The 22,670-nt window shown below is 70.1% G+C and carries 16 protein-coding genes and 3 tRNA genes; 11 read left to right on the forward strand and 8 right to left on the reverse strand.

From position 1 onward, the window contains the following. Positions 1-17 precede the first annotated feature (17 nt). The 3 genes from BQ8008_RS09090 to BQ8008_RS09100 form a co-directional block, all read right to left on the reverse strand. Positions 18-1,016: an endonuclease/exonuclease/phosphatase family protein gene (locus BQ8008_RS09090; RefSeq protein ID WP_108833730.1), complete on the reverse strand. Its 999-nt coding sequence runs from the start codon at positions 1,014-1,016 to the stop codon at positions 18-20. A 2-nt stretch (positions 1,017-1,018) separates the two neighbouring features. Next, positions 1,019-1,471, reverse strand: a complete 453-nt coding sequence (msrB, locus tag BQ8008_RS09095; protein ID WP_108833731.1) for a peptide-methionine (R)-S-oxide reductase MsrB — start codon at positions 1,469-1,471, stop codon at positions 1,019-1,021. Positions 1,472-1,571: 100 nt separating this feature from the next. Continuing rightward, positions 1,572-2,993 carry a mechanosensitive ion channel family protein gene (locus tag BQ8008_RS09100; RefSeq protein WP_108833732.1) on the reverse strand — a complete coding sequence of 474 codons (1,422 nt, stop codon included), beginning with the start codon at positions 2,991-2,993 and terminating at the stop codon, positions 1,572-1,574. 175 nt (positions 2,994-3,168) lie between these two features. Between BQ8008_RS09100 and BQ8008_RS09105 the strand changes: the two genes are divergently transcribed. Continuing rightward, positions 3,169-3,498 carry a PadR family transcriptional regulator gene (locus BQ8008_RS09105; RefSeq protein WP_108833733.1) on the forward strand — a complete coding sequence of 110 codons (330 nt, stop codon included), beginning with the start codon at positions 3,169-3,171 and terminating at the stop codon, positions 3,496-3,498. After that, entirely contained in the window at positions 3,498-4,559 is a 1,062-nt protein-coding gene (locus BQ8008_RS09110; RefSeq protein WP_159086787.1) for a permease prefix domain 1-containing protein, read from the forward strand. The genes BQ8008_RS09105 and BQ8008_RS09110 overlap by 1 nt, the downstream gene beginning before the upstream one ends. Before the next feature lie 123 nt (positions 4,560-4,682). Here the strand turns inward: BQ8008_RS09110 and acs are convergent, their stop codons facing one another. The 4 genes from acs to BQ8008_RS09130 all read right to left on the reverse strand — a co-directional run bounded on the left by acs (position 4,683) and on the right by BQ8008_RS09130 (position 7,230). Further along, positions 4,683-6,611 (reverse strand): acetate--CoA ligase, encoded by a 1,929-nt coding sequence (acs, locus tag BQ8008_RS09115; protein ID WP_108833734.1) that lies wholly within the window; start codon positions 6,609-6,611, stop codon positions 4,683-4,685. Positions 6,612-6,924: 313 nt separating this feature from the next. Further along, a tRNA-Phe gene (locus BQ8008_RS09120) sits at positions 6,925-6,997 on the reverse strand. Between the two features lie 48 nt (positions 6,998-7,045). Beyond that, positions 7,046-7,119: transfer RNA gene (locus tag BQ8008_RS09125), tRNA-Asp, on the reverse strand. 38 nt (positions 7,120-7,157) lie between these two features. Beyond that, positions 7,158-7,230, reverse strand: a tRNA-Glu gene (locus BQ8008_RS09130). A gap of 270 nt (positions 7,231-7,500) precedes the next feature. Between BQ8008_RS09130 and BQ8008_RS09135 the strand changes: the two genes are divergently transcribed. Further along, complete coding sequence (locus tag BQ8008_RS09135; RefSeq protein WP_108834838.1) at positions 7,501-7,875, forward strand: metallopeptidase family protein; 375 nt, start codon at positions 7,501-7,503, stop codon at positions 7,873-7,875. A gap of 93 nt (positions 7,876-7,968) precedes the next feature. Continuing rightward, on the forward strand, positions 7,969-9,288 hold the full coding sequence (locus BQ8008_RS09140; protein ID WP_108833735.1) for a glycoside hydrolase family 3 N-terminal domain-containing protein: 1,320 nt from the start codon (positions 7,969-7,971) through the stop codon (positions 9,286-9,288). Positions 9,289-9,302: 14 nt separating this feature from the next. On the opposite strand, the gene BQ8008_RS09145 is transcribed toward BQ8008_RS09140, so the two are convergent. After that, positions 9,303-11,699 carry a variant leucine-rich repeat-containing protein gene (locus BQ8008_RS09145; RefSeq protein WP_108833736.1) on the reverse strand — a complete coding sequence of 799 codons (2,397 nt, stop codon included), beginning with the start codon at positions 11,697-11,699 and terminating at the stop codon, positions 9,303-9,305. A 394-nt stretch (positions 11,700-12,093) separates the two neighbouring features. On the opposite strand from BQ8008_RS09145, the gene BQ8008_RS09150 reads away from it, so the two are divergent. The 7 genes from BQ8008_RS09150 (at position 12,094) to BQ8008_RS09180 (ending at position 21,184) form a co-directional block, all read left to right on the forward strand. Continuing rightward, positions 12,094-12,921, forward strand: coding sequence for an ABC transporter ATP-binding protein (locus BQ8008_RS09150; protein WP_234415320.1), 828 nt, complete (start codon positions 12,094-12,096; stop codon positions 12,919-12,921). Between the two features lie 3 nt (positions 12,922-12,924). Next, a complete protein-coding gene (locus tag BQ8008_RS09155; RefSeq protein WP_108833737.1) occupies positions 12,925-15,507 on the forward strand; it encodes an ABC transporter permease in 2,583 nt (860 codons plus the stop codon). 465 nt (positions 15,508-15,972) lie between these two features. Beyond that, the gene (locus BQ8008_RS09160; protein ID WP_108833738.1) at positions 15,973-17,841 is read left to right on the forward strand and encodes an ABC transporter ATP-binding protein; all 1,869 of its coding nucleotides are present in this window, start codon (positions 15,973-15,975) and stop codon (positions 17,839-17,841) included. Beyond that, positions 17,841-19,577: an ABC transporter ATP-binding protein gene (locus tag BQ8008_RS09165; protein ID WP_108833739.1), complete on the forward strand. Its 1,737-nt coding sequence runs from the start codon at positions 17,841-17,843 to the stop codon at positions 19,575-19,577. The genes BQ8008_RS09160 and BQ8008_RS09165 overlap by 1 nt, the downstream gene beginning before the upstream one ends. 199 nt (positions 19,578-19,776) lie before the next feature. Then, a complete protein-coding gene (locus BQ8008_RS09170; protein ID WP_108833740.1) occupies positions 19,777-20,262 on the forward strand; it encodes a phage holin family protein in 486 nt (161 codons plus the stop codon). Then, positions 20,259-20,735, forward strand: a complete 477-nt coding sequence (locus BQ8008_RS09175) for a DUF3618 domain-containing protein (protein WP_108833741.1) — start codon at positions 20,259-20,261, stop codon at positions 20,733-20,735. Before BQ8008_RS09170 ends, BQ8008_RS09175 begins: the two co-directional genes overlap by 4 nt. Then, a complete protein-coding gene (locus BQ8008_RS09180; protein ID WP_108833742.1) occupies positions 20,732-21,184 on the forward strand; it encodes a DUF3618 domain-containing protein in 453 nt (150 codons plus the stop codon). Before BQ8008_RS09175 ends, BQ8008_RS09180 begins: the two co-directional genes overlap by 4 nt. The last annotated feature ends 1,486 nt before the right edge of the window (positions 21,185-22,670 follow it).

Here is a 22,670-nt window from a genome sequence, read left to right on the forward strand (position 1 = left end):
CGGGCGACGAGCGACAGCTAACCGACCGGCTCGAGGTCCACCCAGGTGCCGACGTGGTCGGAGATGACGAAGGAGGCCGTCCCCCAGTCCACGGCGCGCAGCAGCGGGCTCCCGGTCTCCCCGTCTCCCGCTGCACCCGCCGCGGCCACGGCCGCCTCATCGGTCAGCGGCAGGCCGTCGGGGCCGGTGGGCCACAGGTCGGTCAGGACGTGGTCGATGCGCCGCGTGGGGCCGGCGGCCGGGAAGGTGGCTCCCTCCCCCACGGTGCGCCCCAGCCCCAGGGCCGCCACCTGCTCGGCGCCGAGGTTGTAGTCGCCCACGAGCAGGTGCGGGCCGGGCAGCCCGGCCAGCGCCTCCCACGCGGCGGCGAGCTGGCGGGCCGCCATCGAACCGCGGGTGGCCAGGTGCGTGGAGGCGACCGACAGCTGCCGGACCGGGCCGGCCACATCCTCCGGCAGGTCGAGGGTGGCGGCCACCATGACGCGGCTGGAGGCGGTGAAGACCTTGTAGGAGCGCGGGTCCCAGGCGCGCTCGCCGCGCTTGACGATGCTGGAGGGCCCCCGTCCCAGGCGCTTGATGTGCCAGCCGGCCGCCGGGAAGCGGGAGATGAGGGCATTGCCGTAGCCGATCGGCCCGGCCCCGACGGCGGCGCGCAGGAGCCCGAGGACGTCGTCGGTCGGCGAGCTGAGCGCGCTGCGCAGGGGCCGACGGCGCAGCCCCACGGCCGGCCCGGCGTAGCTGGCGGCGAAGCGGCAGGTGGGCATGCCCAGCTCCTCGGCCAGGAAGGCGGCCTGGTGAAGGCGCCCGGAGCGGGCCTGCCCCAGGTCCACCTCCTGGAGGGCGATGACGTCAGGGGCCAGCTCGGCGATCTGCTCGGCCGTGGCCCGCATGACGGCGCGGGCGGTGGCCGGGTCGGAGATGTCGGCGCCGGCGAGCGAGCCGGTGGCGGCGCTGCCGTCCCCGGCCCCGGCGCCGGGCAGGCCGTGCTGGAGGTTGAGACTCAGGACCCGGATCATGCTTACTCCTCCTCGAAGGTCAGGCTCACGGAATTCATGCAGTAGCGCTGGCCGGTGGGGGTCTGGGGGGCGTCGTCGAAGACGTGGCCCAGGTGGCTGGCGCAGGTGGCGCAGCGGACCTCGGTGCGCACCATGCCGTGGGAGGTGTCGGCACTCAGGGTGACCGCCCCGGAGTCGGAGGGGTCGTAGAAGGAGGGCCAGCCGCAGTGGGAGTCGAACTTGGTGGTGGAGCGGAACAGCTCGGCACCGCAGCCGCGGCAGCGGTAGACGCCCTCGCGGTGCTCGTCGAGCAGGGCCCCGGTGAAGGGCCGCTCAGTACCGGCCTCGCGCAGCACGTGGTACTCCATGGGGTTCAGCACGGCACGCCACTGCGCGTCGGTGCGCGCCGCGACCTCCAGGTCGACGACCGGGTCGACGGGCGTGGCGGACGGGTCGGCGCTCATGTCAGTACTCATGACCTCATCGTCACCCGCCCGACGACGTGGAGCGAACTGCGTTCACGCAGCGAAAACTCACCCACCCGGCCGGGCGCCGGCAACGTGACGGCTGCCCGGCTCACTTGGGCCCCAGGCCCCCGCGCCGGGCGCGGTGCAGCAGGGAGCGGCCCATGGCGCGCCCCAGCGTGACGGCGCGCCTGGCCCCCAGGCCGTGCGCCGCGGCCTCGCCCTCGGCCTCGGTGACCGTGTCGTCGTCACCGGCCGCCGTCTTGATGGCACTGTCGGCCTCGGCCTTCTGCTTGGCGACGATATCCTCGGCCGCACGAGCCACCTCCTCGGGGCCGAGGTCCTGGGTGACCTCGACCTGCTCCACCTCCACCCGCGTGCGCGGCAGGGCGTAGGGGGCCTCGCGCTGCAGCCAGGCGACCAGCTCCTCGCGCACGTAGGACTTGAGGGTGCCGACGTCGCCGGGGTCGGCTCCGGTGAGGACGATGCGCACGGTGACGTGGCCGCTGACGGCGTCGGAGACCTCAAGGGAGGCCTGGCGCCCGTCCCACACCGGGGAGGCGGCCACGAGGCGGGCCAGCTCGGCGCGCAGCGCGGCGATGGGGGCGCGCCAGTCCAGGTCGAGGGTAAAGGTGCCGGTGCTCTGGCTTCCGCCGCGCGTCCAGTTGGCGAAGGGGTTCTCGGTGAAGTGGGTCGAGGGCAGGATGAGGCGCCGGTCATCCCAGGTGCGCATGACCACGTAGGTCAGGGTGATCTCCTCAATGGTGCCCTGCTCGTCGTCGACGACGACGACATCGTCCACACGAATGGCGTCGGTGGTGGCCAGCTGGAGGCCGGCGAAGACGTTGCCGAGCATGGAGCGCGCGGCCATACCGGCGATGACGGAGGCCAGACCGGCCGAGGCGAGCAGGGAGCCCATGGCCAGCTGGACGCTGGGGAAGGTCATGATGGCGCTGACGAGCCCGGCGATGACGATGATCACCTGGGCCACACGCCGGATGATCTGGCTCTGGGTGGTCACGCGGTTGGCGCGCCCCTGGTTCTCGCTGGCCTGCACCCCTTTGACGACGGTGGACTCGATGGCCTTGGCGAAGGCGACGACGAGCCAGGTCACCGAGAAGATGAGCGCGATGGTCACCCCCCGTTCGATGACGACCATCGTCGTCGAGTCGTCCTTGGCCTGCCGCAGCCCGGTCAGGGCGAGCTGGGTGCCCAGGAAGGCCCCGGTCATGGCGCCGACGGCGTAGGCGGGGCGGCGCCCGAAGTCCACGATCTCGCGGTACAGGAGGCGGCGCCTGCCCATGAAGCTGAGGATCGACATGAGCACGACGGCCACCAGGATGCCGATGACGGCGCCGATACCGGCCTGCAAGCCGATGGCGGCGAGATCGTTCGTCGTCTTGGTGACCACCTTGACGGTCTCATCCACGTTGACGGACGGAATGCCCGTGGGACCGGAGGTGGGCGTGGGAGTCGGGGTCGCCGAAGGATCCGCGCTGGGGGTCGCGGGTGGGGTGGTGGCTGCGAGGAGCATGGGGCCAGCGTAGGCAGCGGGGCTGAGCCCGGGCTGTGACGAACGGCCGCGGGCGAGTTCACCTCCTCTCAACTCTCCACTAGACGTACTACGTTTGTCGTAGTACGTTAGATACACACGAGCGATCGCCACCGCTCCGCAGCCATCCGCCACGCAACCAGGAAGGAGGGTCCACATGATCAGTGCCGACGCGATCCGGGGCTACATCGACCTCATCGTCCTGTCGCTGCTCAAGCGGCAGCCGTCCTACGCCTACGAGCTCGCCAAGACCATCACCGAGGTCTCCGACGGCGAGTACACCATCAAGCAGACCACTCTCTACACCGCTCTCAAGCGTCTGGAGTCCGCCGGGCTGGCGACCTCCTACGCGGGCGTCTCCGACTCCGGCAAGTCCCGCACCTACTACCGCCTCACCCCGGAAGGCGCCGCGCACCTGGCGGCCAAGGTCTCCGAGTGGGAGGACACCAAGACCCTCATCGACCGCTTCGCGAAAGGAGCCCACTGATGGACACCATCGAGACCTTCCTCGACGCCATGTTCGCCCCCTACCCGGCCACGCCGCGCCTGACCGAGGCCCGCGGCGAGCTGCGCGCCATGATGGAGGACGCCTACAACGACGCCATCGCCCACGGCAAGACCCACAACGAGGCGGTCGGGCAGGTCATCACCGACTTCGGCAACCTCGAGGAGCTGGCCCCGGTGCTGGGCATCACGGCCGACATCCGGCCCGACGACGCCCCGCAGGACGCGGCCGCCGGCTCTGGCGCCCCCGCCGAGCCCAGCAGGCCCTCCTTCCCGGTGGTGACGCTGCCCGAGGCTCAGGCCCTGGCCCAGGCCAAGCGGAGCACCGCCTCGACCCTGGCCCGCGCGGTCAGCACCTTCGTCTGCGCTCCGGCCCTCCTCATCGCCCTGACGAGCCTGACCGGAACCGGGTGGATCGCCATCAGCAACAACACGGCCACCTTCATCGGCGTGGCCTTCACCCTGCTGCTGGTCGGCCTGGGGGTGGTCATGCTGGTGCAGCGCCGGGCGGCCTTCTCCTCCGTCCATCACCTCATCGAGGGCAGGTTCACCCCGGACCCGGTGGTGACCGCCTGGGCGGCCCGCGAACGCCTCAACCATGAGACGGCGCGCACCCGCCGGCTGGCGATCGCGGTCTTCCTGTGGATCGTCTCCGCGCTGCCGATCCTGGCCGCCAGCATGCTCGGCTCCACCCAGGGTTCTCCGTCGGGACTCTCCGGTGTCGGCGTCGCGATATCGCTGGCCATCATCGCGACGGGCCTGAGTATCTACCTGCCCGCCTCATGGGCGTCCTCCACCTACACGACTCTCACCCACCCCGGCGGCTCCGGCGGCTACTCCTCCTACAGGCCCGACGGCGAGGAGGACGAGGATCCGCTCGTCGGCTTCGTGGCGAGCATCTACTGGCCGGCCACGGTCGCCATCTACCTGCTGTGGAGCTTCATCTTCACAGCCTGGGCCATCTCCTGGATCATCTGGCCGATCGCCGGCATCATGTTCGGGATCTTCGCCAGCGCCCGAGCCGCCTGGCGCAGGACGCACTGACCGCCCGCCCCGTGCGGGCGCCCGCCCGACAATGAGCGAAAGGCCCGGAACCTTGTGGGTTCCGGGCCTTTCGCGGTGGCCCGGACCGCCCCCTGATCCGGGGCCTGGTCGGGGCCGAGGCGATCACTCCTCGGCGAGGGTGGACAGGTCGCCCTCATCCTGACCCAGCGCCCGGGCCCGCAGCACCCGCCGCAGGATCTTGCCCGAGCGGGTCTTGGGCAGCGACTCGAGGAAGACGAAGGACTCCGGCTTGGCGATCGGCGACAGGGTCGCCGCCACGTGCTGGCGCAGCTCCGCCTCGAGCTCACGTGAGGGCTCGACCCGGGTGGCCAGGACGACGGCGACGTGGACGGAGTGCCCCTTGACCTCGTGGGGCAGGCCGACGGCGGCGGCCTCGGTCACCGCGGAGTGGGAGACGAGCGCCGACTCGACCTCGGCCGTGCCCAGGCGGTGGCCGGAGACCTTGATGACGTCGTCGGTGCGCCCGATGATCCAGAACCAGCCGTCGGCGTCGCGCTTGGCCGAGTCCCCGGTCAGGTACAGGCCCGGGTACTTGCTCCAATAGGTGTCCACGTAGCGCTGCGGGTCACGGAAGAGAGTGCGCATCATCGAGGGCCAGGGCCGCTTGAGGACCAGGTTCCCCTCGACGCCGTCGGGGACCTCCCGGCCCTCCTCATCAACGACGGCCGCCTCCTGGCCGAACACCGGCCGGCCCGCCGCGCCGGGCTTCTGGGGCATGGAGGGCACCGTCGTGATCTGGAACATGCCGGTCTCGGTCTGCCACCAGGTGTCGATGATCGGGCAGCGGTCGGAGCCCACGACGTGGTGGAACCAGCGCCACGCCTCGGGGTTGAGGGGCTCGCCAACGCTGCCCAGCAGCCGCAGGCTGGACAGGTCGTGGCGCCGCACCCAGGCCTCGCCGAAGCGCATGAGTGTGCGGATGGCCGTGGGGGCGGTGTAGAAGGCGTTGATGCCGTAGCGCTCGATGAGGTTCCACCAGCGGTCCGGGTAGGGGAAGGTCGGGTTTCCCTCGTACATGAAGACGGTGGCGCCGTTGAGCAGTGGGCCGTAGACGAGGTAGCTGTGGCCGGTGATCCAGCCCGGGTCGGAGGTGCACCACCAGCGGTCGGCGTCATGGACGTCGAAGCAGTCGTGGAGGGTGACGTAGGTGCCCACCTGGTAGCCGCCGTGGGAGTGCAGGATCGCCTTGGGCTTACCGGTGGACCCGGAGGTGTAGAGGATGAACAGGGGGTCCTCGGCGTCGACCTGCACGGTCTCGCAGCGGCCCTGGGCGATCGGGAGCTTGCACAGCTCGTGGTACCAGTGGTCGCGGATGGGGTCCATGACAGCCTCGGTGGCGGTGTTGCGCACGACGATGACGTTCTGGACGGTGGGCGAGAAGCGCACCGCGTCGTCGACGATCTCCTTCATGGGGAAGACCTTGCCGTTGATCCACGAGCCGTCGGCGGTGATGACGACCTTGGACTCCGAGTCATCGATGCGCGCGCTCAGGGCGTCGGAGGAGTAGCCGGCGAAGACCACCGAGTGGACGGCCCCGAGCTTGGCGCAGGCGAGCATGGCGAAGAAGACCTCGGGGATGCGGGGCAGGTAGATCGTCACGACGTCGCCCTTGTGCACACCCATGGCCTTGAGGACGTTGGCCATCCTCTCGACCTCCCGGCCCAGGTCGAAGTAGGAGAAAGTACGCACCTGCTCAATGTCCTCACCCACCCAGATGAGGGCGAGCTTGTTGCGGTGGGAGTTGGTCAGGTGCCGGTCGACGGCGTTGGAGACGATGTTCGTCCGAGCACCGACGAACCAACGGTAGAAGGGGGCCCCGGACTCGTCGAGCACCGTGTCCCAGCGCCTGGACCACTCCAGCTCGCCGGCGCGCTCGGCCCAGTAGCCCTCCAGGTCCGCGGCGGCCCGCTCCTCCAGAGCGCGCCAGTCGCCGACCCAGGCGTTCGCGACGACCTCGGGGTCGGGATGGATGGTCTGCTCCGGCTCCTCCATCGGCTCACCCGGGGGCCGGGGCACGTTCCTTGAGATCATGGCGTCCTCCTTGCGCAGTACGGATATGGCGCCGTTACGCGGCGCGGGTCGTCCGGTGGCGTGCGGGCCGCGTGGAGTGCGGAGCTCTCGGCGCTCACGAACGTGGCGTCGCACACATGTGGGCTGCCATCATCCATCATGAAGGCCTGCTTGGCGACCGATACGGCGAGGGGGACGCCATGAGGACGCAACCCATGCGTCCGACGGCCGCTCCTGCGCATCAGGAGGCGGACCTGCGACACAGGTCCCGGGCGGGCGCCCGTCCAACCATGAGCGAAGGCCCGGAACCTTGTGGGTTCCGGGCCTTTCGCGGTGGCTCCGACCGGCGTCGATCCGGTGACCTTTCGATTTTCAGTCGAACGCTCTACCAACTGAGCTACAGAGCCTTGGGATGGAATCGGCCCGACCATTTCTGATCGGACCGACCCTTACCGCGACCTCGACGGGACTTGAACCCGCGACCTCCGCCGTGACAGGGCGGCGCGCTAACCAACTGCGCCACGAGGCCAGTGTGAATTCACTGTGTTATTCACTTGTGCGAATCCGTACCCCCAACGGGATTCGAACCCGTGCTACCGCCGTGAAAGGGCGGGGTCCTAGGCCGCTAGACGATGGGGGCCAGGGGCCTTCGACGTCGTCGCGCCTCGAACCGGGATGAACACTAAGGGGACAGTCTCCCACAGCGCAAATCCCAGCGGCGTGACCCTCCTCACCGCCCGGTTTTCGGCGGAATCCCGGACGTCGAAGACGGTCGAGGCAGGACCGCGAGGTCTGGCAGGCTGACCCCGTGAGCCAGGCGAATCATCAGGACAGGGACGAGAACGGCACATGCGACGCCGCGGCCCCTGCGCGCCCCGGGCCCTCCCTGTCGGAGCAGCCGTCGGGGAGGATGTCGGAGCAGGAGTTCGAGGACGTCGTCGGCGACGCCCTCGACCAGATCCCGGCGGACCTGACCGAGGCGATGGACAACGTCGTCGTCCTCATCCAGGACGAGCCCGACCCGGAGATGCTCACGGACGAGGACTGTGACGAGGCCGGCCGGCCCACGCTCCTGGGGCTGTACGAGGGCGTCCCCCTCACCGAGCGCGACGAGGGCTGGTCCATGGTGCTGCCCGACCGCATCCTCATCTTCCGCGGTCCGCTGGAGCGCTGGTGCACCAGCCGCGAGGAGCTCGTGGAGGAGATCACGGTGACCGTCATCCATGAGGTGGCTCACCACTTCGGCATCCCTGACGAGCGTCTCCACGAGCTGGGCTGGGAGTAGGACCGCGGAGCCGGGCGGACAAGGGCGGAGCGCGGGGTCGGCACTAGGCCTTGAGAGCCAGTGCCTCGCGAACACCCCGGGGCCTGCCTTAGTGTGGCCGGCATGAATGACCGCCATCGGCCTGCCGCTCCGGGCACCGGGGAGCTTCACGACCCCATCACCCCGGAGGAGTCCCCGCAGCACCACGTGAGTCGACGGCCAGTGCTCCTGGCGGCCCTGCTGGGCACCGGGACCCTGGCCGGGTGCTCCCTCATCCCGGGCGCCTCGTCCGCCCGGAGCGCCTCCCCCAGCGCGGAGCCCGCCACCCCGGCGCCGTCGAGCGCCGCGCCCTCCATTGCGGCCGCGAGCGCGACGCCGTCGGCCACCGCCTCCGCAACCGCCGGGGCGCTGGAGGGATGGAGCCTGGAGGAGAAGGTCGGCCAGCTCATGATGGTCGGCGTGGACGCCACCTCTCCCCAGGCGGTCTCCACCGACGCCGTGGTCAGCCACCACGTCGGCAACATCTTCATCGCCGGCCGCATCACCGCGGGCAGCCAGGCGACCCAGAAGGTCATCAGCACCTTCACCTCCAAGGCCGGCCCGGACACGACCCGCAGCACCCCCATGCTCGTGGCCACCGACCAGGAGGGCGGCGAGGTCCAGGTCCTGTCCGGCTCGAGCTTCTCCGACCTGCCCTCGGCGATGGAGCAGTCGACGCAGCCGCGCGATCAGCTGGAGGCCTCGGCGCGCACCTGGGGCAAGGAGCTGGCCGACGTCGGAGTGAATATGAACCTGGCCCCGGTGGTCGACCTGGTCGACATCGACCGACCGACCACCAACGAGCCCATCGGCCGCTGGGGGCGCGAGTACGGGCACGACGCCGCCACCGTCTCCTCCCAGGCCGGCGCCTTCGCCGAGGGCATGCGGGCCTCCGGTGTCATCCCCACCTACAAGCACTTCCCGGGCCTGGGGCGGGTCACGGCCAACACGGACACCTCCGCCAACGTCGTCGACAGCACCACGACCCGCAGCACCGACGCCGCCGTCGGCGTCTTCGCCTCCGCCATCGCCGCCGGCGCGCAGGTCATCATGGTCTCCTCGGCGACCTACGCGCTCATCGATCCCTCGGCGCCCGCGGTCTTCTCCTCGACGATCGTCACCGACATGCTGCGCACGGAGATGGGTTTCTCCGGCGTGGTCATCACCGACGACGTCTCGGCCGCCACCCAGGTGCAGGGCGTTGCCGCCGGTGAGCGGGCCGTTCGCGCCGTCCGGGCCGGCTGCGACATCGTACTGGCCTCGGCCGACCCGACGGTCGCCGCCGACATGGTCAAGGCCCTCATCGCCGCCGCGCAGTCGGACCCGGCCTTCGCGGCCCGGGTGGACGAGTCGGCCGCACGGGTCCTGGCGCTGAAGGGCGGCCTCCAGTCCTAAGTCAGTCCTGGGCCTCAGCGGGACTTCGTGGTGCCCTGCGCCGGACCGCTGGACTCCATGCGCTTGGCCAGGCAGTGCTCGGCGTCGTAGCCCTGGGCGTCGCACCAGGCGTTGGCCTCGTCGGCGGTGGCGTAGAGCTCCCCGGACAGAGTCACCCACCAGCCACCTTCGGAGTCGAAGACCGACCAGTCATTGCTGTAGACCAGCGCGGCATCCGGGTGGGCCTGGCGCGTCTTGAGGAACTCCGCCAGGATCATCCGGTTGGTCCAGGTCTGCCCGTCGGCGAACAGGCCGTCCTTCTTCGAGGACAGCTGCGGGGTCCACTTCCCCAGGTACTTGCTCATGACGAGCGACCGATCGTGGCTGGCCTGCCACCGCAGGGCCTCACCGGCGGCCTGCTCGTCCTGCTGCTCCTGGTTGACGTTGGAGCTCGTGGACGACGCAATCGTCATCGGGGAGTTCGCCGAGCTGCCCGAGGTGACGCTGGGCCGGGAGCCGCGGTCGAAGGTGGGGTTGATCTTGAGGCTCTTGAGGTCGAGGTCCTTGGCGGTGCGGAAGTAGTGCTGCTCGCCGAAGCGCAGCGTCAGCGACCGCCCGCCGTTGGGGATGATCAGCGGCTCGCTGGAGAGGTCGAAGGTGGCTGAGGCCACGAGGTGCTCGACGTCCGCGCCGCCGGTCGGACTCGTTGAGCTGTAGAGCAGGACCTGGTTGGCCGATCCGGCGAGGAAGTCGCCGTCCGCGCAGGGGGTCGTCACGTTGGCCTGAACCTTGAGCTCGCCCTGGCCGTCCTCCACCGAGGTGATCCTGAGCGTCGGCATGCTCGAGCAGGCCTGGACGGCCCCCGAGGGCAGCGCCGACGCCGTCGCAGCAGCATCGGCCTGGCCGGAGTCCTGCCCGGCGCCCTGGTCACCGGCGGCGTTGTCCTGGGAGGTGCGCGAGGAGTCGTCGCCCTTGTCCTTGCCGGAGAAGTAGGACCCGGCCCACGCGCCGCCTCCGCCGACGATGACGAGGAGGAGGACGACGATCACTGCCACCAGGCGTGCGCGGCTCGAGTCGGAGCTCTGCTTCTGCTGCTGCGGTGGAGGCATCTGGGGCCCGAACATGTCCAGCTCCACCGCCGGCTGCGCGGCGGAGAAGCCCGACGGCGCCCCGCTGGGGGTCTCGGCCCAGGCGGCGATGTCCTCGGCCGAGGGCGGCGGCGCCACGGGCATGGCCACCGACTCGGCGGAGTCCACCGCGGGGGCCGCCGAGCCTTCTGCCGGCGCCGCGGACTGGGGCGAGGCCCCGGCCTGTGCCACTCCAGCCGACGCGAAGACCGCAGTGTCCTCAACGGGAGGGATGTTCTCGGTCTGCCCTGCAGGCTCCTCGCCCGAGGAGGCCGCCTCCTCACCCGACGAGGCGGCGCCATCGGCCGACGGATCCTCCGCGACCACCTCCGTCTCCGGCTCGGCTCCCGCCTCAGCGTCGACCTCGGTGCCGCGTTCGGGCTCGTCCTCCACCTCGTCCCCGACGGGCTCGGCTGAGTCGCCGTCGGAGATCGTCTCCTCCGAGACCGTCTCGGAGACCGTCTCAGTGTCCGGTTCAGAGTCCGATCCGGCACCCTCGGCGGCTGTCACCGCGCCTGCGTCCTCGGACCCGTTCTCCGAGTCCTCATCCGAGCCCTCGCCCTCGTCCGGGCTCTCGACGCCCGCGGACTCGTCGACTGAGGGCTCCGCCTCATCGCTATCGCTGGGGCGCTTCTCGGCATCGTGCCCGGTGCCCTCAGCGTCCTCAGCGTCCTCAGCGTCCTCAGTGTCCTCAGTGTTTTCAGCATCCCCGGCGTCCCCGGCATCATGCCCGGTGCCCTCAGTCTCCTCAGGCTCCTCAGTGTCCTCGGTGTCCCCGGTGTCCACCGCAGGCTCCTCCGATTCCTCGGCCGAGGGGTCCTCCGACTCCTCTGGCTTCTCGGAGTCGTCTGGCTCGCCGGCCTCCGACTCATCGGAGGAGTCATCAGCGTCGTCGGAGTCTTTGGACTCCTCGGTGTCCTGTCCCTCGCCCTCGTCCTCGGGCGAGGGCTCAGATTCCTCGGTTGACGTCCCGGAGTCTGACACGCCAGCCGCCGAAGCCGCCTCATCGGTCACCTCGTCAGTCACCTCGTCAGCCGGCTCGGCCGCCGTCGCCTCAGAGGCTGCGGATGTCGCGGTGGCGCCGGGCGAGTAACCGCGCGCCTGAAGGATAGCGAGGACGGTGGCGTCACCGGTGCTGAACAGCCAGGCCAGCAGGTCCGGATACACCGACGGGTTGGCCGCCAGGGAGGCCCACAGGTCGGGCCGGCTCTGCGCGATCTCAGCCTGCAAGGACTGGTCAGTGGTCTGCGCGGCCAGGGTCGCGTCGGCCTGTTGAGCCGCCATGGTGAGCTGAGCCGGATCCATGCAGAACCCTTCCGTGAGAACGTACGGGAGACCTTGACTGACCAGGTTCGTCACAACCCGTCCCGGGTCCTTCGGAAGGTGCTGATCAGCACCGATGGTAGTCACGAATCGGCCAAGCCGGTCAAGAAACGGCATCAACGGAGGAAATCCACCACTCGATCACGGGCTCGTCGTCAGCTCACCATGAGGTCAGCGGACCGCGAGGCTTCTAGGAAACCGCCGCGAGCCCCGGCCGGCGACGACGTCGGGCGGAGACCGGGCACAGCCCTCACCCCTGTTCCCTGCCTCTCAGGGACCTCCCCTACCGCAGGTCAGGGTTGACTGGCCAAGAGGTCAGGGGGCGATCCTCCGGCAGGAGGATTCGACTAGGCCATGCCGCTGCCAGACTGAGCCTATGAGTAGTTCTGTTCCCGTATCATCCGCAGCCCCATCCGTCCTCGATCCCCACCGCCCCGTCGACAACCCGGTGGTCTCCGCCCGCAGCCTCACCAAGGTCTACGGTCGCGGCTCGGGTGCCGTTAAGGCACTCGACGCCGTCAACGTCGATATCGCCCGGGCCCGATTCACCGCCATCATGGGTCCCTCCGGCTCCGGCAAATCCACGCTCATGCACTGCCTGGCGGGCCTGGACTCGGTGACCTCCGGGGAGATCATGCTCGATGGGGACATGGTCTCCTCGATGAGTCAGCGTCGTCTCACCCGCCTGCGCCGCGAGCGCATCGGCTTCATCTTCCAGTCCTTCAACCTGGTCCCCACGCTCTCGGCGTCCGAGAACATCACCCTGCCCCTGGACATCGCCCGCAGGAAGGTCAACCAGCACCGCTTCGACCAGGTGGTGGACGCCGTCGGCCTCAAGGACCGCCTGTCCCACCGGCCCGCCGAGCTCTCCGGCGGCCAGGTCCAGCGCGTGGCCTGCGCCCGGGCGCTGGTGGGTGAACCGGCGGTCGTCTTCGCCGATGAGCCCACCGGCAACCTCGACTCCCACTCCACCGAGCAGGTCCTGGAGATCCTGCGCCGCAGCGTCGACGACCTGAAGCAGTCGGTGGTCATGGTGACCCACGAGCCGGAGGCGGCCGCCTGGGCGGACACCGTCATCTTCCTGCGCGACGGGCACGTCGTGGCCGAGCTGGCCGACCCCAACCGCGACCGGGTCCTGGACGCCCTGCGCGAGCTGAGCGAGGCCGAGTCCGCGCCCGCAGCCGGCGCCGCCAAGGGGGCCTGAGCCGTGAGCCGAGTCGCCTGGCGCTCCGTACGCGCCCATGCCAAGCAGTTCTTCCTCACCACCTTCGCGGTCGTCCTGGGAGTGGCGTTCCTATCGGGCACGCTGGCACTGCGTGCCTCCATGTCGGAAACCTTCTCCAAGCTGACCTCCTCCACCATCACCTCGGACCTGTACGTCCAGGGTCCCAAGATCGCCTCCGACGACAACAACGGCTCCTCCGACTCCACGCAGACCCAGCCCATTGACAGCTCCCTGGCCGATCAGATCAAGCAGGTCGACGGCGTCGAGGCCGCCAACCCCGGGACTCAGGTGACCGGGGTGCTGGTAGGCGCCAACGACACCCCGGTCTCGAACATGGGAGCGCCCACGCTCTTCCTGCCGCTGTATGACAAGGAGTCGGGCCGGACCTGGGCCCAGGGTCACATGCCCCAGGGTGGGGGCGAGATCGCCCTGGAGTCCGGGGCCCTGAAGAACTCCGGACTCAAGGTCGGGGACAAGACGCACATCGTCATCCAGGGTCAGCCCACCGAGGTCACCGTGGTCGGTGAGTTCCACTTCGAGTCCTCCATGGCCAGCGCGACGGTCGTGGGAATGGACCCGGACTGGCTCATGCCCCTCGCCGCCCCGGACGGGAAGGTCTCAGACATCTCGATCGACCTGGCTGACGGAGCCTCGGTGGACACGGTCAAGTCCGAGGTCACCAAGGTCGTTCCCGACGGCACCCAGGTGAAGACTCGCGCCGAGCTCATCAAGGAGCAGAACAAGACCATCGAGTCCCAGCTGGGCTTCATCCAGGTGTTCCTGCTGGTCTTCGTGGTCGTCGCCATGTTCGTGGGCTCCTTCATCATCATGAACTCCTTCGCGATGAGTGTGCGCCAGCGGGTCAAGGAGTTCGCCCTCCTGCGGGCCGTCGGCGCATCGCCCGGATCGGTGTTCGGCATCGTGTTCCTCCAGGCGGTCGTCATCGGGCTCGTCGGCTCCGCCCTGGGCGTGGCCGCGGGGGCCGGGCTCCTGGCCGGGCTGGCCAAGCTGTTGGACGCCGCGGGAATACCGCTGCTGGAGGGCACCGGCCTGACCGCGCCGATCATCGTGATCTCGCTGGTGGTGGGGCTGGCCGTCACCATCGTCGGCGCTCTGCTGCCGGCGCGCGAGGCCGCCCTGACCCACCCGGTCGAGGCGATGCGCGGCGTGTCGGGTTCCCGGGAGAAGTCGCTCATCCTGCGCACGATCCTGGGCGGGCTGCTGCTGGCGGCCGGAGCGGCCGCGGTCGCCGCAGCCTGGGTGAACGAGGACCTGGAGCAGCGCCAGCTCATCATGGGGCTGGGCGCGGGAGGAGTGGTCCTGGGACTGCTCATCGTCTCCCCGACCCTGGCGCGCCCGGTGGTCGCCGTCCTGGGAATGCCATTCCGCATGCTGCGGCCGTCCGGACGCCTGGCAGTGCGCAACATCGTCCACAACCCGCGCCGCACGGCCAACACCTCCGGCGCCCTCATGGTGGGCATGGCCCTGGTGTGCGCCGGCGCCACGCTGGCCGCCTCCTTCAGCGCCTCGACCGCCGACGAGATCGACAGGTCCCTCAAGGCCGACCTCTTGGTCCAGCCCGCTACAATGGGAACCTCGACCACCAAGCTCTCCAGCGAGAAGGCCAAGGACCTCGCCGCGATCGACGGCGTCAAGGAGACCTCCTCCTACACCCTCTACGTCAACGCGGCCACCAAACCCGATGGCTCGCAGAAGCCGACGGCGACGTCCATCGTCATCGACCCCGCCACCTACTCCCGTTCCTACGACATACGGGTGACCTCCGGATCGTTGAGCGACCTCGATGCCACGCATGTGGCAGTCAGCAAGAACGAGAACCTCAAGATGGGCGACAAGGTCACTCTCGCCGGCCCGAACGGGAGTGTGGAGGCAACGGTCGGCGCCGTCGTGGACCCGAAGGGAATCGGCGGCACCTACTTCTACTCCCCCGAGGTGGCGGCAGCGGTGGGGTCCTGGACCTCACCGGGCACCAGTACCGACCCGGCCCACGTCCTGGACGCACCCCTGGGCATGCTCCTCACCCTGGAGGACGGCGCGAACCTCGACACCGTGCGCCACAAGGCGGAGGACATCGTGGCTGACACCTACCAGTACTCGGTGAACGACGCCAACCAACTCTCCGACAAGGTCGGCCAGCGGATCAACCAGATGCTCGCCGTCCTCTACGGCCTGCTGGGACTGAGCATCGTCATCGCCATCCTGGGCATCGTCAACACCCTGGTGCTCTCGGTCTCCGAGCGAACCCGGGAGATCGGGCTCATGCGCGCCGTCGGACTGGGCAAGGCCCAGCTGAGCGGGGAGATCATCACCGAGTCGGTCCTCACCGCCCTGTACGGGACCGTCCTGGGCGGGGCGACCGGAGTGGTCCTGGCCGCGGCGCTCAAGAAGATCCTGGAGGACCAGGGGCTCACGTCCCTGAGCATCCCCTGGAGCCAGATGGTGGGCATGCTCGTACTCTCCGTGGTGGTCGGTGTCCTCGCGGCCCTGTGGCCGGCGCTGCGCGCCTCCCGGATCCCCGTCCTGGACGCCATCGCCACCGAGTAGCCGCCGAGCCACCGCGGGTTAGTCAGCAGGTGGTCACCGTGTGTCCGATACTCGCCGAGCAGACGACGCCGGTGGCAGGCAAGTAGGCGATACGTCAGTACCGTCCGGCCGCTCGATGCGGCACAGTATGAGTCGTACTACTCGTCAGCATTCACAGGCCTGCTGGCGCCTCACGGCGGCAGCCGGCGGGTCCGAGTCATCCAGCCGGCACTGGATGAGTGCGGGACCCGTTGACCCCGGCGCCCCGGTCCAGCTCCCCACCACGGGGGCGGGCCGGGGCGCCGGTGTGTGCGCCTGTCCCATCCAGACCCCGCCCCGAGCCGCACTCGCCGGATATTCCCGCGTCCGATATCTTCCTTGTCACCGGCTCTCCCCCTGCCGCGCCCGATTCAGCTCCGATAGCCTCGGTCGATCATGCCCGAACCGTCCTTCCGGTCGTCCCGGACCGTTTTGTCACCCGCGTCCATGTCCCCCGACGCTGCGCTGCCCCAGCCCCCGTCCATCGGGGCCGGGGCTCTTCTGCGATGGCTGCTGCGCCGCGCCGCCGTCCCGGTCGCCCTGGCCACCCTGGCGGCCTGCACCTCCAACATCATCCAGGCGATCGTGCCGGCCTTCCTGGGCCAGGCCCTCGATGCCGGGATCGAGAACGGCCTCAACGCCCGCATCTGGGGCATCGGCGCCCTGCTGCTGGTGCTGTTCGTCGTCTACGCCGTCGGGGACACGATGCTGTCCTACTTCGGGGTCCAGGCCTGGATGCGCACCGCCTTCGACGTCGACCGGCTCGTGGGCCGCCAGGTCTCCGCCACCGGCAAGGATCTGTCCCGGCAGGTCTCCACCGGAGAGGTCGCCACCATCATCGCCTCCGACGCAGACCACCTGGGAAAGCTCATCCAGCACCTGCCGGCCCTGCTGGGGGCCGCGGCCAGCTTCATCGTCGTGGCCGTCCTCATGCTCCGCACCTCGGTGAGCCTGGGGCTGGTGGTCATCCTGGGCATGCCGCTGGTCGCGGCGATCGTCACCCTGGTCATCCGCCCGTTGCAGAAGCGCCAGGCCATCCAGCGCGAGGCCCAGTCCGCGGTCACCACGATCACCACCGACACGGTGGCGGGCCTGCGGATCCTGCGGGGCATCGGCGGAGAGGACGTCTTCGCCCGCCGCTACCGGGACGCCTCCCAGGAGCTGCGGCGCCGCGGCGTCGAGGTGGCCTCCTCCCAGGCCACCCTCATGACCCTCCAGGTGCTGCTGCCCGGGCTCTTCGCCGCGATCGTCGTGTGGATCGCGGCGCGCATGGCGGTGGCCGGCAGCCTCACCCCTGGCGGGCTCATCACCTTCTACGGCTACACCGCCTACCTGTCCTGGCCGCTGTGGGTCTTCACCAACTCCGTGCAGGACTACACCCGGGCCGCCGTGGGCGCCCGGCGCCTGAGCCATCTGCTTGAGGTGAAGCCTGCCGCCGGCAGCCTCGTGGAGCGCCTCGACCTGGACCCCGCCGCCGCCCACCCCGTCCGCGGAGACCTGGTGGACACCGGAAGCGGCCTGCGCCTGACGGAGGGCCGCATGACGGCGCTGGTGTGCCCCGACCCGGAGGTCTCCGCGGCGCTGGCCACCCGCCTGGGCCGCTTCACCGACTCCGGGTCCACCGTGACCCTGGCGGGCCGGCCGCTGACCACCATGCCCCTGGACCAGGTGCGCGCCAGCGTCGTCGTGGCCGGGGCGACCGCCCAGCTCTTCACCGGGACCCTGCGCGAGGCCCTCGACGTGCGCGGCGGCCCCGACCCGCAGCCGGCGAGCCGAGAGGACCTCGTGCGCGCCGAGGCCGAGCGCACCACCGGGGCCGACGTCGACCTGCAGGTCCGCGCCCAGGAGCGCGACATGCCCGGCGACGACCGCCTGCTGGAGGCCATTGAGATCGCCGACGCCGGCGACGTCCTCACCTCGCTCAGCGAGGGCCTGGCCGGGATGATCACCGAGAAGGGGCGGTCCCTGTCCGGCGGGCAGCGCCAGCGCGTGTCCCTGGCCCGGGCCCTGCTGACGGAGGCTCCCACGCTCGTGCTCATCGAGCCGACCTCAGCCCTGGACTCCCACACCGAGGCCCGGGTGGCCGCCCAGGTGCACCGGGCCCGCGCCGGGCGCACGACCGTCGTCGTCACCGCCTCCCCGCTCGTGCTGGAGGCCTGCGACGAGGTCGTCTTCCTGGACTCCAGCGGCGCCGAGCTGATGCGATCCACGCACCGCGAGCTCATGGCGATGGCCCGCGAGGGCGACGCTCAGGCGGCCGACTACCGCGCCGTCGTCTCCCGGGCCCTGGGCGAGGACGCGGAGGTGAGCTGCTGATGGCGCTTCCCGTGGCTCCCGGGCCGGTCGCCCTGCGCAAGACCTTCGGGATCATGGCCTCCTACCGGAGGCGCTTCGCCGTCGTCCTGGTCCTGCAGATCACGGCGGTTCTGGCCACGCTCGTGGCCCCGCAGCTGCTGGGGCGGCTGGTCGGGCGGGTCTCGGCCGGGCGGGCCGACGCCGGCTACGTGGACCGGATCGTGCTGACCATCATCGCGGTCACGCTCGTGGGCGCGCTCATCAACCGTTTCGCCCAGAAGCACGCCCGAACTCTGGGCGAGTCGGTCTTCGCCGACCTGCGCGAGCGCATGATGAACCGGGTGGTGCACCTGCCGCTGAGCGCCGTGGAGTCCGCCGGCACCGGCGACCTCGTGGGGCGCACCACCACTGACGTCTCCCGCATCGAGTTCCTGGTGCGCGTGGGGATCCCGCAGATCCTCGTGTGCGTGGTGACGATCGTCTTCACCCTCCTGGCCGCCGCCTTCGCCGACCCCCTCCTGGCGCTCGGGCTGCTCGTCATCGCCCCGCCGGTGTGGTCGATGATGCGCTGGTACCTGCCGACCTCCATCCCCGCCTACCGGGCCGAGTCGGCCGCCCAGGCCCGCCTCAACGGCGCGGTCTCCGAGACGGTCGAGCACGCCGAGACCGTGGACGCGCTGGGCATCGGGGCGCGCCGCGAGCGCTCCATCATGGCCTCCATCAAGGAAGCCTGGTCCCTGGAGCGCTACACGGCGATGCTGCGGGTGCGCCTGTTCATGGTGCTCGACGTCGCCTGGCGGGCGCCCGTCGTCGTCATCCTCCTGTGGGGCGGATTCCTGGCCGCCCGCGGCTACGCGACCCTGGGGGCGATCACCACCGTGACGCTCTACGCGATGGAGCTGCGCAAGCCGGTGGGCCAGCTCATGTTCTGGATCGACCAGGTCCAGATCGCCCAGGCCTCCCTGTCCCGCATCCTGGGTGTCGAGGAGGTCCCCGACGACCGCACCCCCACCGGCGAGGAGCCCGACGGCCGACGGATCGTGCTCGACGACGTGCGCTTCTCCTACCGGGAGGGCGTCGAGGTGCTCCACGGGATCGACCTGGAGCTCGTGCCCGGGGAGCGGCTGGCCGTCGTCGGGCCCTCGGGGTCCGGCAAGTCCACGCTGGGGCGGATGCTGGCGGGCATCAACCCGCCCACCTCCGGGAGCGTCACCGTGGGCGGGGTGGCGCTGACGGACCTCACGGAGGACGAGCTGCGCCGCCACGTGGCCCTGGTGACCCAGGAGCACCACGTGTTCGTCGGCTCCGTGGCGGACAACGTGCGCCTGGGCCGCCCACGAGCCTCGGACGATACGATCCGTGAGGCCATCGAGGCCATCGGGGCCGACGCCTGGGTGGACGAGCTGCCCGACGGGATGAACACGATGGTCGGCTCCGGGCACCTGAACCTCACCCCGGCCCAGGCCCAGGAGGTGGCGCTGGCCCGCCTGGTGCTGCTGGACCCGCACACGCTCATCCTGGACGAGGCCACCTCGCTGCTGGACCCGCGCGCCGCGCGCATCCTGGAGCGGACCCTGTCCACAGCGCTGGCGGGGCGCACCGTCATCGAGGTGGCCCACCGCCTCTACACGGCCGCCGACGCCGACCGGGTCGCGGTCGTCATGGACGGGCGGATCGTCGAGCTGGGCACCCACGACGAGCTCGTGGCGCTCGGCGGGGAGTACGCGAGCCTCTGGCAGGCCTGGAACCAGGAGTAGTGCACATCGGTGCAGATCGCCGGTGGCGAAAGCCGGGCCCCATCTCCCAAACCTACAAACCCGCCCGGGTCTGCGTTGTTCCACGATGGCGCGCGCTGTGAGATTCTTGGGTCGGAGGGTCGTCCCACTGTCGCGATCCCGCCGCCTCGCAGTCAGTCGGCTGCACCCAACGCTGCACCTCACACGAGAAGGTCCGTTCATGCCCAACAACCAGCCACCTCCCCCACCGTCGCAGGGGACACCGTCGGCCTCCGCCACGCCTCCTCGGGGGGCCGGCGGCACCCAGCCCTCGCTCGGTGAGCTCATCGCCCGTATCTCGGAGAACATCTCAGCGCTGGTGCGCGGCGAGATCGACCTGGCCAAGGCCAAGGGCCAGCGCATGGCCAAGGAGATGGGCCTGGGGGCCGGGCTGCTCGGTGCCGCCGGGGTCCTGGCCCTGTTCATCTTCGGGCTGCTGCTCGGGTCGCTGACGGCGGGACTGTCCAACGTCATGCCACTGTGGGCCGCCTTCCTCGTGGTGGCGCTGATCCTCACGGTGATCGCTGTGCCGCTGGCCCTGATCGGCGTCAAGCGGCTCAAGGCGGCCAAGGAGAACACGCCCACGCCGCAGGAGGGGCTGATGGAGTCGGTCAACACCGTCAAGGGAGCCGTCGCCTCCGGCCTGGAGAGGGGGAACGCCCGGTGAGCACCAACACCGCACCCACGTCTGCCCCCGCTGCGCAGGCCGCGCCGTCGGCTGATGCCGTTCTGTCCGACATGGCGGCCCGACGCCTGGCGCTGGCCGCCGACATCGACGAGCTCGCCGCGCGCCTGGCCCCGAACAACCTGGCCAAGGTCGCCAAGCTCAAGGCCCGCGAGAAGGTCCAGGACCTGCGCAGCCAGGCCGTCGGCAAGGCCGAGAACGCCGTCGGGCAGGTCAAGAACCGCCTGGCCTCCCTGGCGGGCGGCGGTACCGACCCCGACGGCGGAGTCGACTCCTACGAGCCCGGCACGCTGACCCTCGGCCAGCGCGTCACCCGCCTGTTCGACGACGCCCGCGACGGCGATCCCGCCTCGCTGGGGATCGTCACGGTTGCGGGGCTCGCCCTGGCCGGCCTGAGCGTGACGGCGACCGTCGCCGCGGTCAAGGTTTTCCGCGCTCGGGCGGGCCGGGCATGACCAGCGGTCAGCAGGCCGGTGGCGACTCCGGCGCGGCTGATGGCGCCAGGGCCGCCGGCTCCGAGTCGCTGAGCCCCGAGCAGATCGAGGAGCGGCTGCGCGCCCAGCGCGTGGCGCTGGCGGCGAGCGTCGATGAGCTCGCCGCCAGGGTCGACCCGCGCACGCAGGCCCGGGAGGCCGGAGAGCACCTGCGCGAGCAGGCGAGCGCCCGGGCCGACCACCTGCGCGAGCAGGCGAGCGCCCGGGCCGACCAGCTACGTGAGCAGGCCGCGGCCGGTGCCGGCCGACTGCGCGAGGAGGCCCGCCGGCTGGCCGAGCAGGCCGAGGAGACCTGGGAGCGCGCCAAGCAGGGCGACTCCGAGGCGACCTCCGCGCTCACCAAGGCGGCTGCCGTCGCTGGAGGCGTGGTGACCACCGGGATCATCCTGGCCCGCCTCGCCCGCCGCTGAAGCAGGCGCGCGCCCGAGCCCTCCGAGCACCAGGCTCCACCCGCCCGCCGGGCCACATGTCCCTCCCACCGGCCATGCCACCCATTCCGTGAGGACGCACCGTAAGGCTCGAGGACTGCACCCCAGGGATCAGTCCTTGGCCCTTATGGTGCGTCCTCTCGCTACGGGCCTCCGCCCCTCGGGGCACATGTTTTGGATGCGTGATGGCTGCTGGAATCGTGCGAGGTCGGGTGGCACGGATCCACCTGCGATCAACGCCGGGGCCAGGGCCGGTCCACACGGCAGCCACGTTGAGCAGGGCTCAATCCGTGCTATCCCAGATGGCCAGATGTGAGCATCCGTCACGCAGCCGCAACGACCTACCTGGGCCCGGGCTCGTCATGCCCACTGCTACTACACGAGGACTGGGTGCTACTTGCCGGGACATGGATGTACCGCATGAGAGCCCGGCCCCAGACAGTACCGACAACTCCTGGATAGTAGCGCCCGAGCCTCGTGGAGTAGCCACCCTGTGGCGGATCCAGCCTTTCCCCGAAGCAGACCGTCCTCTGCCAGTTCCAGCCTGAGAGGGCCGGCATAGTCCCAAGGCATGTCCCCTGCCGGATCTGGGCGGAACCAGCCGGCGGTGTCCACTCAGCGGACATGAACTCTGCACCGGCGTCGGGACCCGCGCACGAGCCGCAGCATTCAGCGGTTTTTCGCGAGGCATGGTGGCCGTGGAGCCGTTCATGTCCGCTGTGTGGACACCGAACCGCTCGAGCGCCACGAGCTCGCCGAACGTTTGGGCTGCAGAGTCGATTCGCCGCAGTGTCACCGATGGGCTCGCCGACGGCTTCTACATGACGACAGCGCTGACGCAGAGGCCCGGTGAGGACGTACTTTCCGCATGAGGACTGCGTTCTGTCGCAGATGACTGAGATCAGGATGCAGCCGTCTTTGATGAAAGTACGTCCCCAGCACGAAGCGCAGTCCTCACCCCGGGAGCCGAGCCCCGCCGCACCGCCAGGACACCGACCTGCTCGGCCCTTGACCTCGAGGACGCACCACAAGCCTCAAGGACCGCCCCTGAGGGATCCCTTCGCCCCTTCACGTGCGTCCGCCCGGTTCGGTCAGCCACTCCGCCTGCGCATACGTCGGGCCCACCGCGTACGCCCCCGGCGAAGCATTGCCGTCCACTCGCCAGGCAGCCCCCATCCCATCTTCCTCTCAAAGATCTTCAAGGCAGCGGTCTCGAAAGTTTTCGACGGCCCCCACCTCTCTGGGGACCTCTCAGGTCAGCGTTGAGCAAAACCCATAGGTTCACTGAGCGCACACCCACAGTCATCTGAGCAACTCCTGAGCTTTTATTGAACCTGATGTCCTATATGTGGGGTGTGCGTCACCACGACTCTCATCCAGTGTCCGAATGGTGTTCGTACGCATTGACGTTGTACGGTTGGCCCACGACATATTTGACCAGGAAGAGCGCGCCCACGTGCGCGCCGTG

The organism is Actinomyces sp. Marseille-P3109 (genome assembly GCF_900323545.1).
GTDB lineage: Bacteria > Actinomycetota > Actinomycetes > Actinomycetales > Actinomycetaceae > Actinomyces.